Raw genomic sequence first — 14,173 nt, 5'->3', positions numbered from 1 at the left:
CCTGTTACTGATCTACTCGGGGTCCTTTTTGGGGAGAGCCTTCCTGGTGGAGAACATTTTCACAAGCTTTCGCCATCCAACGGCAAGGACAATTGCAGTCTTTATGAATTTTGTGCCCATGTCCTTTCCGGAAACTAAATGGGCATGCAAGTGGAATATGACCTGTCCTCCGCCCTTGTTCACATTGATGAAAAACCTGTAGCCAGTATCCGCTACCCCCAAATCCCGCGCTAATTTCTTCGCTACCATTCCGATGTGGCTCAATATTGGATCGCCATCAGGAACATCATTCAAGGTTGGAATATGTATTCGGGGCACTACAAGGATGTGAATGGGGGAAGCCGGGTTTGCGTCCCAAAAGGCTACCACGAGATCATCCTGGTAAACTATTTTCGCTGGAATCTTTCCTTCTATTATCTTGCAAAAAATACAGTCGGCCATAGGGAACCCTTTCAAGATGAGTTGAGTAATTCTTACGCAAAAAACTCAAATCAGCCAAAAGAAAAATGATTCAAGTCTATTCTTTTAAGCTGAATATTCGAATAAACCTTGCCACTTTCAAATTCTTTACCGTAGTGCTAGAATTTTTACCGGTGTTTTCAATAAACTCAAATTCAGGGCTGTAATTTATGCAAGAGCAACCGGTAACCGAATCTACGGCCTCACACGCCCTTTCATTACAGACCAAGTTCAGTCTCGGTATTATTGCCATACTGGGGCTATTCACATGCCTACTGTCTTACGGCCTGTATAGGCAGCTCGAAAATTCCCTGATCTCCAATGTGTATGAGAAGTCCGAGATCATCCTCGCCGAACTGGAGGCTACACGCAAGTATGTCGCAGAAATATTAAGACCGAAGGTCTCTACTCTGGTTGCTTCCGACGAGTTCATCCTGGAAGCCATGTCCACGGCGTATGTTTCCAGGCAAATAATGGAACGGTTTCAGACGACCTTTCCGGATTTCGGGTACAAAAGAGCGGCGATCAATCCGAGAGAATTACGAAACCAAGCGGACGCTTTCGAAAAGGACGTACTTCTGAGATTTGAGCAGGACCCACGTCTGAAGGAATGGCACGGCATAGTCAGAAGAGATAACGAGCGGTTTTTTGTACGGATGTCCCCCATATACACGGAAACTTCCTGCTTGAGATGCCATGGGACCCCTGATGAAGCGCCGGCCAAATTAATAGGACTTTACGGACCGGAATTTGGATTTGGCAGAAAACAGGGAGACATTAGCGGGATGGATGTGCTTTCGTTCCCCGTTGAGAGCGCTATGGGACAGATTCGGAGGCGGGCCTTGGGTGTGTTGGGGCCAGGGCTCCTGGCTATTGTGGCCGCGATGATTATGGTCATCGCCCTGTTCAAAACATTAGTTGTTAACAGAATCGGATTCGTTAAGGAATTCTTCTCGGAGTTTGTTTCCGATGGAGGAGATCTTAGTCGTAGAATTGAGACCAAGCAGAATGACGAAATAGGGAGACTCTGTTCTTCGTTCAACGTCATGGCGGACAAACTTAACAATATTATGAAAGAGAGGGACACTCTCCTCGTTGAATCATACGAACAACGTGAAAAGATGCGTTCCATCATCGATGGTATCACCGACAAGCTTATGTTGATAAAGCCTGACAGATCGGTCCTTATGGCCAACAAAGCCTCAATTTCAGAGATACACGGAAATCAGCAGGACCTTAAATGTTATCAACTGATTCATGAACTCGATACTCCTTGTTCCGGCTGCCTTCTCGAGAAGACCATTGACGAGAAAACACCGACATTCGGTGAGGTATGTCACGGAAATAAGGAGATTTACCTGGCTCATTTCTATCCCATCCGCAACAGGCAAACCGGACAGGTTGAAAGTGTGGTTCATTATTGCAAGTCAATAACTGAAAAGAAGCGGATGGAGCAGCACATGATGCAGGCCGAGAAACTTGCGTCGCTTGGACAGATGGTGGCGGGTGTGGCTCACGAGCTGAACAACCCGCTAGGATTGATCCTTTTTTACTCAGAACTGCTGAAAAAGGAACTTCCTGGAGAATCCGGGCATCTCATGGACATCGAGGTAATCGAAAAACATACCGAGACATGCCGCACCGTGGTCAGGGATCTGCTCCATTTTTCGAGAAACGTCGAAACGATACCGGTTCCAGGGCTCCTCAACGACAGCATAGAGCAAGTGATACTAGTGCTGGAGAAACAGTTCTCGAAAGATGGAATTAGAGTAGAGAGAAATTTCGATTGCTCGCTTCCTCCGATTTGTTTTGACGACAACAGGCTGAAACAGGTCTGGATGAATCTGATACTCAACGCAAGACACGCTATCAAGCACAGCGACGGCGTAATAACTGTGAGCACGTCCTGTAACAAAAAGAGCGGATTAGTCTCAGTGACTATAAGAGATAACGGAGAAGGAATGGCGCCTGAGATTATTAACAAGATCTTCGACCCATTCTTCACCACCAAGAAGACAGGGGAAGGAACAGGGCTGGGTCTGTCCGTAAGCTACGGAATTGTAAAGGATCATGGAGGAGAAATCACAGTTTGGAGTGAGTTGACAAAGGGCTCCACTTTCACGGTCACTCTCCCCGAAAAAGTCAGGGAACAGGCTCATGGGTAGCGAGATGGATTTTCAGAATCATTTGCCTGCGCTGCTCGTTGTGGATGATGAACCAGATTTTCTTCGCGGTTTGGCCAGAAGCATACCTAAAGAAATACCATACAGGGTGTTGACTGCATCAACCGGCGCTGAAGCCCTGGACGTGATAGACGGGCAGCCAGTGGAACTAGTCCTAACGGATATACGAATGCCCGACATGAATGGGATCGAGCTTCTGGATGAAATTAAAGTTCGCGACCCATTTATCACCGTTGTCGTAATGACGGCTTATGGAACAATAGAAACAGCGATAGAAGCCATAAAAAAGGGAGCTTATGATTTCGTCCAAAAGCCGTTTACGCCGGATGAGATTAACCGCCTGCTTAAAAAGGCGCTGGAACGCAATAACCTTGTCAGGGAAAATATTAATTTAAAGAATAAACTAACCGCTTCTTCCGCCGCGGATCTTTTCATGTGGGGCGGGCCTGGAATTAGAAAGATAGTCAGAACGATCAGGACTGTAGCGTCTCTGAACGTTACGGTCCTAGTTAGAGGTGAATCCGGGACAGGCAAGGAGATTGCAGCCAGACACATTCACTTGCTCAGCCCAAGGTCGGAACGCCGCATGGTCACGGTAAACCTCCCTACCCTACCGGAATCTCTGCTGGAATCGGAGCTTTTCGGATACTCAAAGGGGGCGTTTACTGGCGCTGATACCGAGAAAAAGGGCCTTATTCAGGAGGCTGCGGGGAGCACATTGTTTCTGGATGAGATAGGCGACATTTCGCCGGCTATCCAGACCAAGCTTCTGAGACTCATCCAGGAAAAGGAAATAAAACCACTGGGTTCGTCAGTAGCCAAGTTGCTGGATGTGAGAATAATAGCTTCCACCAACAGCGATCTTGAGGCCAAAATAGAGGACAGATCGTTCAGGGAAGACCTTTTCTACCGACTTAACGTTGTGTCGATCCTGATGCCGCCGCTCAGAGAAATTCCCGAGGACATACCCATACTCGCCCAGAGGTTCGTGCATGAAGCTTCCGGCGAATTCAATCTTCCTCCAAAGAAAATTTCAGTCGAAGCTGCAAGACATCTTGAGAGTCAACCCTGGCCGGGCAACATAAGGCAGTTGCGCAATGTGATTCAGAAAGCCTTGATATTCAGCAAGGGAGAGCGCCTGGAGTTGGGTGACTTCAAGGAAGAGCCTGACAAGGCCGATCTAAATCGTGAGAATGCCGGAGACATAAAGTTACCGTTTAGAGTGGCAAGGGATAAACTCGTGAACGATTTTACGGGCAGATACCTCTCCCAGGCGTTGAAGCGCAATGGCGGCAACATCTCAGCGGCGGCTCGTGAAAGTGGTCTGGAGAGGCAGCACTTTCAAAAACTGATCAAGAAACTGGGGATAAAAATTACTTCGTTTCGGTCCGGGCGCCAATAACAATTGCGCTGCAACGGAAAGTTGCACAGGTATTTTGAACAGGCCTAGTCTAGACAATTCAACGTTGTGCAACCCTACTGATCATTTCTTATATCGCATCGAGACAAGACCTGATGTCTCCACCGCACTGGCTCCGGACATAACAGCCTGAACATCCTAACTAATTTACAATAACTACTTTCTGGCACAGTTAATGCTGCCCGTTTTACGTTCAACGAAAACGCCTGCTGTAGGGGCGATCGTTGAGTCTCGGCGGCGCGTCCTCACGCGTTTCATTAATTTTGCTTGGGATATACCATTAAGAAAGGATGTGGCTATGTCAGGAGAAGCAACAAATCTCTACGGAAAACAGTCAGTTCTCGAAAGTGAAGATTGGTGGGCTGTATGGTTAGGGCTGTTCGTCTTTCTGCTGGGGCTCGGCCCGATCTATGGAAAGGACCTCCTGGGCTGGGTGGTCCAGAATACGGTTTGGGTTGACATCAGCAAATCATTCAAACCAATTTCAGCCGGATACGCGTCCATGTCTGGAATAACCTCCGCCGTGTTAACTTATATCTTTATGCTGGTCCTCACATCCATCGGCATTGTCGCGATGGGAAAGAACCTAAAAAGGTACATCGTCAGTTTCACCATAATTTTCTGGATCGTGTTCGGATGCATGGTCGCCGGTAACTACGCCTATATAGCGGCCACCCCGGACAAACAGGCGGCTTTTAAGATACCATGGTCCTTGAGTTTAGGCGAAATGGGTTTTGTCATAGCCATGATTATTGGCCTGATCATTGGGAATTTCTTCCCGTCAGTCGCCAAATTCCTGGAAGACGCGGCAAAACCTGAATGGTTCATAAAGACAGGTATAGTTATCCTTGGCGCGGCTATCGGAATAAAGGCCGTCGGAGCTTTGGGGCTCGCGAGCACGGTTATAGTTCGTGGAGTCTGCGCCGTGGCCGAAGCCTACTTGATTTACTGGCCTGTAGTTTACTACGTCTCACGCAGATATTTTAAATTTACGCCGGAATGGGCGGCTCCGCTCGCCTCCGGTATCTCCATCTGTGGAGTCTCCGCCGCGATTGCAACAGGTGGGGCGATACGGGCTCGCCCCGTGGTGCCTGTAATCCTTTCCGCAGTTATCATCGTTTTCGTCGCTGTTGAGCTTCTTTTCCTTCCCTGGCTCGCGCAGGCTTTTCTGTACAAAGAGCCTATGGTGGCCGGCGCATGGATGGGACTTGCGGTCAAAAGTGATGGTGGCGCCGTCGCCAGTGGGGCGATAACAGACTCGCTGATCAGAGCCAAGGCCCTTGCGGATCTGGGAATCAAGTGGGAGGAAGGCTGGATGCTTATGGCCGCTACTACCACCAAAGTTTTCATCGACGTCTTTATCGGGGTGTGGGCTTTCGTTCTGGCTATCATCTGGTCGGTTTACCAGATTGGTCAAACCGGAGTTTCTAGCGGTACCAGCGGCGGCAAAGTCTCGGCCAGCGAGATATGGGACAGGTTCCCCAAGTTCGTAATAGGTTTCACTCTTACATTCGTGGTTCTGTTGGTCATGGGTCTGAACGATCCAACTATAGTGAAGGCGGCAGAAAGAGGATCCGGCAATGCAAACGCGCTGAGGACTATCTTCTTTGGCCTATGTTTTTTCTCGATCGGTATGGTGACCAATGTCCGGAAACTGTGGGCCGAAGGAATGGGACGTATAGTTGCGGTCTACGCTGTATGTCTATTCGGGTTCATCCTTTGGGTGGGTCTGTTTATATCCTGGATCTTCTATCATGGCATCATGCCACCGGTGTTAGCCCAATAATTGAAACTTCCTAAGAAAGGCGAGTGAAGATATGGCGCAAGAAAGAACAAACACAGCGAAGACAGCGGAAAACGCGGGGGCAATGGGGCCGGAAGAATGGCATGATCTCCTGCCGATCGAAAAGAAGCTGATTTTTTCATCATTGACTCTAGGAATTGTATTGCTGGTCATCTTCGTTTTTGCTTTTGGAGTATTCCACTAGCGATTGATGATTGCGATGGGGAGATAAACGACAAGTCTCCTCATCGCAACTTCGTCCGGCTTCGATAACAGCGCTCGTTTTCTTCTGTTCATTATGTAACTGCGTTTAGACCTTCCGAAGTTCTGTTCCTGATTCGTCTAATTTGATTACCACGTTTTTTCCTAACTGATTTGTTTGCTCTCAAAGACGCTACTGGCGCAACGGGCAAGCCCGCGCTATAATTAATAGATAAGAATGCTATTCAGTCGTTCCAAGACCTATAGGCGACGCCCTTCCTCAATTATGAACTCTTAGCGCAGTTCCTGCGGTTAGTGGACCCGGGAGATTTTAACGGGAGTCTAGTTTATGTGGATAGTCCGTCTTGCTTTACGCCGTCCATACACCGTTGCTGTCATGTCGACACTGATTTTTGTTTTGGGGGTCCTTTCGCTCAGCAGAATGCAGGTGGACATTTTCCCAGTAATTGACATACCTGTGGTAGTGGTCGTCTGGAATTATCCGGGACTTTCCCCGGAAGACATGGAACGACGAATTGTCCTTATAAGTGAGCGGGCTTATTCCACCACGGTAAACGGCATTCAGCGGATAGAATCCCAGTGTATCCCCAGCATAGGTCTAATAAAGCTATATTTTTACCCCGGCAGTGAAATAGGGACGGCCATCGCTCAGGTTTCGTCAGTTTCAAATACACTTTTGAGAATAGCCCCTCCAGGTATTCAACCACCCATCATAATCCAGTTTAACGCGTCCAACGTCCCTGTGGCCCAACTGACAGTTTCCAGTCAGACTCTTTCTGAAGAAAAAGTTTTCGACTATGGATTAAACTTCATCAGAGTAAGGCTTTTTACAATACCGGGCCTGTCTACTCCTGCTCCATTCGGAGGGAAAGTTCGCGATATCAAGGTCGACATTGATCCGAACGCTCTGGCTTCCCGGAGCCTGTCTCCCGCGGACGTAGTCAGTGCGCTTCAATCGTCAAACGTCATACTTCCTGCAGGTACGGCTCGCATAGGCGAGCTTGAATACAACGTTCTCATCAATTCAAGTCCCGCGTTGCTGGAGGAGTTCAACCGCATCCCTATAAAGATTGTCGGCGACGCCGTCGTGTATCTCGGAGACGTGGCGACTGTCACAGACAGTTATGCGGAGCAGACCAACATTGTAAGAGTAAACGGCGAGAAGGCGACATATCTAGCGATTTTAAAACATTCCGACGCTTCCACGTTGGCCGTGGTTCAGGCTACCAAGGATGTCTTACCATTGATCAAGGAGGTTGCCCCGGAAGGCCTCGAAATCAAATTGGACTTCGATCAGTCCCTGTTTGTCAGAGCTGCGATTGAGGGGGTTGTTCGTGAGGCTCTTCTTGCTTCGATCCTGGTTTCACTCATGATCCTGGTTTTTCTTGGAAGCCTGCGCACCATGATCATCGTGATCATTTCCATACCACTGTCCATACTGACGTCAATAGTAGGACTCAATCTCCTCGGCCATAGCATCAACATCATGACTCTGGGCGGGCTCGCCCTGGCAATAGGTATGCTGGTTGACGACGCTACCGTTGAGGTAGAAAACATAACCAGGAACTTGCGTATGGGGAAACCTGCGACCGTGGCGATTCTTGATGGAGCGCGACAGGTGGCGGTCCCGGCCATCGTAGCCACGTTGGCGGTATGTGTGGTATTTTTCCCTGTAGTCTTGCTTTACGGTCCTGCAAAATACCTTTTTACTCCACTGGCCTTAGCCGTCGTTATGGCCATGGTGGCTTCTTACGTGCTCTCCAGGACATTGGTGCCTACGCTTGCCAGAATGCTGATGACCGGTGAGCATAATGAATCGTCCAACCCAGAGATACCGGCGCGGACAGTCGGCGCTTTTTCTCGAATCATCGGAAGATTGAACCACTGGAGAGATCGTGGGTTTGAGAAGCTTCAGGCGAGGTACAGCAGCGCTCTGGAAACAGTTCTACGTCACAGGATTTACACTCTCGTATTGTCTGGACTGCTGGTCATTATTAGTTTGCCTCTGATCACAATTGTAGGGACCGATTTCTTCCCTAGCGTCGACGCCGGCATGATGAAGCTTCATTTTCGCGCCCCAATCGGCACCCGAATTGAGGAAACCGACCGTATTGTCTCCCGTGTGGAAAAACGGATTCGTGAGGTAATCCCGCCTGATGAGATAGACACGATAAATGTCATGATTGGGGTCCCGATATTTTATAATCTAGGCTTCGTTCAAACAGACAACATAGGTGGCATGGACGCCGACATCCTAATCGCGTTAAAACCGGGACATCAACCAACTATCCATTATACTGACGCATTGAGAAAGGTTCTGTCACATGATTTTCCCGACTCAACATTCTATTTTCAGCCCGCTGACATTGTTACACAGGTGTTAAACTTCGGAGCGCCGTCTCCAATTGACGTCCAGATAGAGAGCCTCGACCTAGCCCGATCGTACGGGTACGCGAACAAATTGCGTGATGCCATGATGGAGATCCCAGGAGCTACTGATGTTCATATCAACCAGGTCCTGGATTATCCCTCACTACAGGTCGACGTAGATAGGACTCTTGCCGCCAAACTGGGTTTGACTGAACGAGATGTGGCCAATAGCGTTCTGATTTCTCTTTCCTCAAGTATTCTTGTAGCCCCATCTTTTTATGTAAATCCAGATAACAACGTCAATTACAATGTTGTCGTCCAGATGCCCATCAAGCTGGTTTCATCCATAGATGATCTTAACTCCATTCCACTAACGCCTCCACTTTCGCCCGGAGACCTGGTCACTCCGTCGACTCTGCCCGCTCCAACTGCTGTTCCTACAATACCAGCCCAGACGTTGGCGAATGTCGGGACCATAACCCACAGTGTAACCCCAGAAAACATTTCCCATTATACCGTTCAACGGGTGCTGAACGTCGACGCTAATGTGGAAGGTAGGGATCTAGGTTCTGTAGCCAGAGACATCCAGAAAAAGATCGAAGAATTGGGGACGCTTCCACCTGGGACACGCATAGCTCTTCGCGGCCAGTATGAAGTAATGGAACGATCCTTCAAGAGTCTGGGGATGGGTTTGATTCTTGCGGTATTATTCGTTTATCTGCTAATGGTTGTGTTGTTTCAATCCTGGCTGGATCCTTTTATCATCATCATGGCCGTCCCTGGAGCCCTGGTCGGCATCCTCTGGATTCTCACTCTTACCGGGACGACCATTAACGTAGAGTCTTTAATGGGTTCGATTATGGCCGTAGGTGTGGCTACGTCGAATTCTATTTTGTTGGTAAGTTTCGCTAACGACTATCGTCTCGAGGGCAGAGCGTCTCCTGGTCAGGCCGCTCTGGAAGCCGGTAAAACACGGCTGAGGCCGGTCTTGATGACTGCTCTTGCGATGATTTTGGGAATGCTCCCGATGGCCTTGGCCCTAGGCGAGGCCGGCGAACAAAATGCGCCGTTGGGAAGAGCGGTAATCGGAGGTCTTCTGGTGGCCACGGTCGCGACTCTTTTCCTGGTGCCCGTTATCTACTCCCTGTTGCGAAAGGATCTTCCCACAAAGCAAATACTGGAAAGAAGGTTCCTGGCTGAAGAACGGGGAGAAAAGTGGTCCGGTAAACTTTAATGCGCAACTCGAATCCTGAATTGAAGTCAAACGGAAAGGCAGGCAAGCTGTTTATTTTTGGTGGAGCTGCTGTGGTCATTGTTGCTCTGGCAATCGTTGTCGCACAATATAAAATTCGGGACAACTACCTTAGCGAAGAGCGCAAGACAAGGCTTGCCGGTTTGAAATCCAGTTATCGAGTCCGGGTTGTCCCTGTGACCAAGTCTCCTACGACTCGATCAATTTCCCTGGTTGGGGACGCGTTCCCATACGCTAATGTAACTTTGTATTCAAAGATCAGCGGGTTCCTTAAGGATATAAATGTCGATAAGGGGTCTCGGGTAAAGGCAGGAGAAGTTCTCGCTGTGATCGAGTCTCCTGAGCTGAATAGCCAATACAAAGCCGCTCTGGCCGACGCAAAAGACAAAGAGGCTGACGCTGAAAGAGCAAGAGGTCTTTACAAGACAGGGGCCATGTCCTGGCAGGACACTGAAAGGTTAGAAGCGGCTGCCCAGGTTGCTAAAAACACAGCGGAAGCGCTCAGAGCCCAAAAAGAATATGAGTTAATCACGGCTCCATTTGATGGAACTGTAACAGCGAGGTACGCTGATCCAGGCGCACTGGTCCAGAGCGCGGCCACGACCGAAACATCCGCCCTACCTTTAGTAGCGGTCTCCCAGATCGACAGATTGAGGGTATATGTATATCCAGACCAGAGCGTCGCTGGTTCAATCAAGGTCGGAGACAAGGCTATAATCGTTGACGCTGCGCGACCTGATACGAGAATATCTGGAGCAGTATCGAGAACTAGTGGAGAGCTAAATCTTAAGACTCGTACACTCCTCGTCGAGATTGACGTTGACAATCGGGAGAACAAAATTCTTGCAGGTAGTTCTGTGCAGGTCACTCTGAGTTTCAGCGTCCCGGAATATCCCCAGGTTCCTGCGGAGGCTCTATTAATAAGAAATGGAAAGAAATTTGTGGCGATCGTAACTCAAGACAATCGGGTACGCTTTCAGCCAATTTCGATACAGGAAAGTAACGGGAAGGTTCTGAGAATCGGTTCCGGCCTCAACGAAGGTGAGCTGGTGGCGATTAATCTGGGAAACAAGATTGCTGACGGCGCCGAGGTCGAGCCCATCAAAGAATCGGCTGAGCGTTGAACCAAGCATGTAAATCTCTCGCCGTGTATTGGCTCCTGAACATACGAGATTTACCCTTCGCTTTTGACTCGGCGTGACTTGCGTCATCAGATAACTTTTACCGAAATTAATTCTCTCAATGCTAAATCCAAAATTCCGGATAACGTCGGTTTCTAGGTATGTTGTTAAAAACCAGCGCCACAGCCAGAAGGATAAACGCGCCTAACGCGACTGGAAGGATCGGATAAACAAAACCGAGTTGATGGACTTTGGCCCCGCCTATTACGGCGTTCAAGGCCGTTGCGCCGGCTGGCGGATGGAGGGTTCGGGTAAGATGCATCACAGCGATGGCGGTAGATACCGCAATCGCAGCAGCGAACCAGGGCTTTCCTTGAAATCGGAAGGTGTTATATCAAGATAGCCGGAAATCTCACGCATTGCTGAGAAAATGTCATCATCCGAGATCTGGACGGGAGCGCACGCCTTGTAAAATGTATCCGCCATTTTTTCTGCTCCTCTATTTGTGTCTTGTGTACGACTTTATAACGATTTAGGAGACATGTATTTGACCTAAGTCAATTGGTTTGGAATTGGCGTCAGTATATTATTGTATCCGGAGATATCAACATCCTTCAGTATCAAGTCACTTCTCAGTATTTCTCAGTAATGACCACGCTATTGCCCGCAATAATTAGAAACGGCCAGTTCATGCTTGTTCATGTTCGCAACTTGCCTGCAAATTTATTTTTGACTCTTCTCATGATCGCATGTTACCTACTAAGATAGCGTCTGTGACTCCTTGGCCAATAACGCCATGTTATTGCTACCTCGGACCGAATTTCCGGCGTTTAAGTCAATAGCCTAGAATTGGAAAAACTTCGAAAGGGGACTCACCATGACAAAGCGCCTCATCGCATTTAGCATAACTCTTATGAGCTTGGCTCTATTGACTGGACCCAAGGTAGCGCCGTGCTGCATGTGGTTCACCCTGGCGGCTACAGATGGCTCGATCATGGTGAGCAGAACCATGGAGTTTGGTGTGCCTCTGAATTATAAAATAGTTGTTTCTCCGCGGAACATGAGTTTCCAAAGCCAGGCTCCAAACGGCAAAACTGGATTAAGCTGGAAAACTAGATACGGCTTCGTCGGATATTACGGCGCTGGTCCAGAAGGAGCGGTAGCTGATGGTATGAACGAGGTTGGGCTTACCGTTGGAGGACTGTGGTTTGAACCAAACACCAAATATCAAGAGGTAAAGACAGGAGAAGAGTCCAAAGCTCTGAGTCTTGTGTTGACAGGGCCATGGATTCTAGGAAATTTCTCCACTGTCGATGAAGTGAGGAGAGAACTGCGCAACGTGGTAATCTTCGGGGACTTCGTCAAGGAATTAAACATGGTTCCTCCTCTCCATTTTGCCGTATCGGACGCGACCGGCAAAATGATTGTAATTGAGTATGAGGACGGAAAACTTAATATCTACGATGCCCCATTGGGCATACTTACAAACGCTCCGAAATTCCCTTGGCATATGACAAATTTGCGCCAGTACATAGGCATGACAAACTCAACACCGGCCCGAGGAGTCCTTGACAACGAAAAACTTTATCCCACAGGTCACGGATCCGGAATGTTCGGCGTTCCAGGAGACATGACTCCGCCAAGCCGCTTTGTGAGACTGGCTCTAGTTGTAAAATCCGTTGAACGACAACCTGATGTTGAGAAAAATCTTAATCTAGCCCAACACATTGTAAATTCATTCGATATCTCGAAAGGCTTGATCATTGAAAAGGCTAGGGACGGAAAAGTGACAAATTCAGAGACTACCCAGTTCGCCACGTTCAAAGACCTTACCAACAGGGTCATGTACCAGAGAACTTACGAAAATCTGGAAGTGACTAAAATAGATTTAAAGAAACTGGATTTTGGCGGCAACAAGTTCAATTACATTCCTTTTAGCCCGAATCCGCAAACCTATTCTGATATTACTGATCAAGCCCAATAGAATCCTCTAATCTCGGACGGGCTAATCGCGATCCACATCGCTAAATTGAAGTTTTCAAGCCCATGGAAAGATTGCGCGAATTCAGTCGGCACAAACTTTTTGTTGTTTCATAACGTGCTTGAATATATATTTCCCTCAATCCAAGGATTTTGAATTTCAGCTCCATATAGACGGAGGGTCGGCCTGAAACGATTACCCTCAAGATCTTTCGATGCAACTATGCCACCGTGCCTGAGTCTGTGATTCGAGCCCGTATGTGACTAACACATGCAAGGTTTTGTTTTGGGATATGGGAGGATAGTTATGAGACATCTTGTTGTGATTTCTTTGTTAGTTGCGCTTATTTCTATTGATGGCGCGCAAGCTGACCAGTCCTCTATTCAAGGAGCGCTCGTGTCCCCTGCGACCAGTTCTGCTCCCCCTCCTGAATCCAACTCCATCCCATCATTGTTCCAACCGAACTTTTCGCCAGGTTCATTTGCGCTCGGAAAAGTCATACTCAATCCCTACGTACAGATTGGTTATCAAAGAGTTTCGGCGAACAGTTCGTTTCCTATATTGACCGAACGGGTCTTTCCTGTGGATAACACGCTGCAAATTGGATCAATGGACATGGAACTCAAAGACGTTTACTTGTGGTCATGGACCTTGGGCGTGAACGCCGTAATTAATCCTAGCGTTTCGATCTTCGCAAGCTTCCTGGGATTCATCCCAACTACCTACCCTGTTTATGCCCAGTTGCCCACCAGCGTAAATGGGACGGCTTTGCCGAGCGAAGTGAATTTCACGGGAGAAAACACGCAATATCGCCTAGGCCAATTCGGAGCCTCCATAACTCTGGCTCCTGGATATTCGTTGCTTGTCGGCAGCTTGTGGGACCACTTCACCAACACATGCAATGAGCCGCGCACCGGGACAAGGCCTTTCCCTGACCAAACGTTGAGAGCTGATTACTGGATAAACACTTGGGCCCCGTATCTGGGGTTGCAGTTTGTTGATCGCGGGTTGACAGCCTCGGTGATTTACACTCCACTAATCTATGCGCAATCTCTAATGGCCCTGAGAAGTTCTCAATTAGCCCCGATTGAACTCCAATACAGCTTCAACAAGCCAGGACAGTTCCTCAGCGCAAATGCGTCTTACGATCTTCCGAAGGTGGCTCCGCCTTTATCAGCGCAAATGTGGGGTTCAGCGACATGGATGAGCATAAAGGGAGAAGGGGATTTCGATTACGCCAACGGAAATAATGGCGTTCACCGGTCGGGATCAGCGTCTGAAGCCAGTTCTACGAAGTATGCTATCGGTGGTGGACTTACCTTTGGGCTAATTTTCTAGGCATGCCAGGAAATAAAACTGCCCGGCTCATGTAAGATTGAGGC

11 protein-coding genes are annotated in these 14,173 nt (G+C 48.5%); 8 read left to right on the top strand and 3 right to left on the bottom strand.

Annotated features, from left to right (window positions below; translation table 11 throughout):
* Positions 1-12 precede the first annotated feature (12 nt).
* A complete protein-coding gene (locus WC647_10785; GenBank protein MFA6222785.1) occupies positions 13-441 on the bottom strand; it encodes a histidine triad nucleotide-binding protein in 429 nt (142 codons plus the stop codon).
* Positions 442-629: 188 nt separating this feature from the next.
* Here WC647_10785 and WC647_10780 point away from each other — a divergent pair, with 188 nt between their 5' ends.
* The 6 genes from WC647_10780 to WC647_10755 all read left to right on the top strand — a co-directional run bounded on the left by WC647_10780 (position 630) and on the right by WC647_10755 (position 10,813).
* Positions 630-2,624, top strand: coding sequence for a DUF3365 domain-containing protein (locus WC647_10780; protein MFA6222784.1), 1,995 nt, complete (start codon positions 630-632; stop codon positions 2,622-2,624).
* Entirely contained in the window at positions 2,617-4,044 is a 1,428-nt protein-coding gene (locus WC647_10775; protein MFA6222783.1) for a sigma-54 dependent transcriptional regulator, read from the top strand. The genes WC647_10780 and WC647_10775 overlap by 8 nt, the downstream gene beginning before the upstream one ends.
* A 316-nt stretch (positions 4,045-4,360) precedes the next feature.
* A complete protein-coding gene (locus WC647_10770) occupies positions 4,361-5,848 on the top strand; it encodes a putative sulfate exporter family transporter (GenBank protein MFA6222782.1) in 1,488 nt (495 codons plus the stop codon).
* A gap of 31 nt (positions 5,849-5,879) precedes the next feature.
* Positions 5,880-6,050, top strand: a complete 171-nt coding sequence (locus tag WC647_10765; protein MFA6222781.1) for a hypothetical protein — start codon at positions 5,880-5,882, stop codon at positions 6,048-6,050.
* Between the two features lie 345 nt (positions 6,051-6,395).
* Positions 6,396-9,671 carry an efflux RND transporter permease subunit gene (locus tag WC647_10760; GenBank protein ID MFA6222780.1) on the top strand — a complete coding sequence of 1,092 codons (3,276 nt, stop codon included), beginning with the start codon at positions 6,396-6,398 and terminating at the stop codon, positions 9,669-9,671.
* Complete coding sequence (locus WC647_10755; GenBank protein ID MFA6222779.1) at positions 9,671-10,813, top strand: efflux RND transporter periplasmic adaptor subunit; 1,143 nt, start codon at positions 9,671-9,673, stop codon at positions 10,811-10,813. The genes WC647_10760 and WC647_10755 overlap by 1 nt, the downstream gene beginning before the upstream one ends.
* 121 nt (positions 10,814-10,934) lie before the next feature.
* Here the strand turns inward: WC647_10755 and WC647_10750 are convergent, their stop codons facing one another.
* Complete coding sequence (locus WC647_10750) at positions 10,935-11,132, bottom strand: HPP family protein (protein MFA6222778.1); 198 nt, start codon at positions 11,130-11,132, stop codon at positions 10,935-10,937.
* Entirely contained in the window at positions 11,132-11,296 is a 165-nt protein-coding gene (locus tag WC647_10745) for a hypothetical protein (GenBank protein ID MFA6222777.1), read from the bottom strand. The genes WC647_10750 and WC647_10745 overlap by 1 nt, the downstream gene beginning before the upstream one ends.
* 391 nt (positions 11,297-11,687) lie before the next feature.
* On the opposite strand from WC647_10745, the gene WC647_10740 reads away from it, so the two are divergent.
* Complete coding sequence (locus WC647_10740) at positions 11,688-12,794, top strand: choloylglycine hydrolase family protein (GenBank protein ID MFA6222776.1); 1,107 nt, start codon at positions 11,688-11,690, stop codon at positions 12,792-12,794.
* 303 nt (positions 12,795-13,097) lie between these two features.
* A complete protein-coding gene (locus WC647_10735) occupies positions 13,098-14,129 on the top strand; it encodes a hypothetical protein (GenBank protein ID MFA6222775.1) in 1,032 nt (343 codons plus the stop codon).
* Positions 14,130-14,173: the final 44 nt, after the last annotated feature.

It is taken from the genome of Desulfomonilaceae bacterium (assembly GCA_041662605.1).
In the GTDB taxonomy this organism is placed as follows: domain Bacteria; phylum Desulfobacterota; class Desulfomonilia; order Desulfomonilales; family Desulfomonilaceae; genus CAJBEZ01.
This window is presented reverse-complemented; position numbering and strand designations above follow the sequence as displayed.

Bases quoted from the DNA above. Each gene is read 5' to 3' on its own strand.
- WC647_10740 (MFA6222776.1), top strand. From the start codon at position 11,688: ATGACAAAGCGCCTCATCGCATTTAGCATAACTCTTATGAGCTTGGCT.
- WC647_10750 (MFA6222778.1), bottom strand. From the start codon at position 11,132: ATGCATCTTACCCGAACCCTCCATCCGCCAGCCGGCGCAACGGCCTTG.
- WC647_10760 (MFA6222780.1), top strand. From the start codon at position 6,396: ATGTGGATAGTCCGTCTTGCTTTACGCCGTCCATACACCGTTGCTGTC.
- WC647_10770 (MFA6222782.1), top strand. From the start codon at position 4,361: ATGTCAGGAGAAGCAACAAATCTCTACGGAAAACAGTCAGTTCTCGAA.
- WC647_10780 (MFA6222784.1), top strand. From the start codon at position 630: ATGCAAGAGCAACCGGTAACCGAATCTACGGCCTCACACGCCCTTTCA.
- WC647_10755 (MFA6222779.1), top strand. From the start codon at position 9,671: ATGCGCAACTCGAATCCTGAATTGAAGTCAAACGGAAAGGCAGGCAAG.
- WC647_10745 (MFA6222777.1), bottom strand. From the start codon at position 11,296: ATGGCGGATACATTTTACAAGGCGTGCGCTCCCGTCCAGATCTCGGAT.
- WC647_10765 (MFA6222781.1), top strand. From the start codon at position 5,880: ATGGCGCAAGAAAGAACAAACACAGCGAAGACAGCGGAAAACGCGGGG.
- WC647_10735 (MFA6222775.1), top strand. From the start codon at position 13,098: ATGAGACATCTTGTTGTGATTTCTTTGTTAGTTGCGCTTATTTCTATT.
- WC647_10775 (MFA6222783.1), top strand. From the start codon at position 2,617: ATGGGTAGCGAGATGGATTTTCAGAATCATTTGCCTGCGCTGCTCGTT.
- WC647_10785 (MFA6222785.1), bottom strand. From the start codon at position 441: ATGGCCGACTGTATTTTTTGCAAGATAATAGAAGGAAAGATTCCAGCG.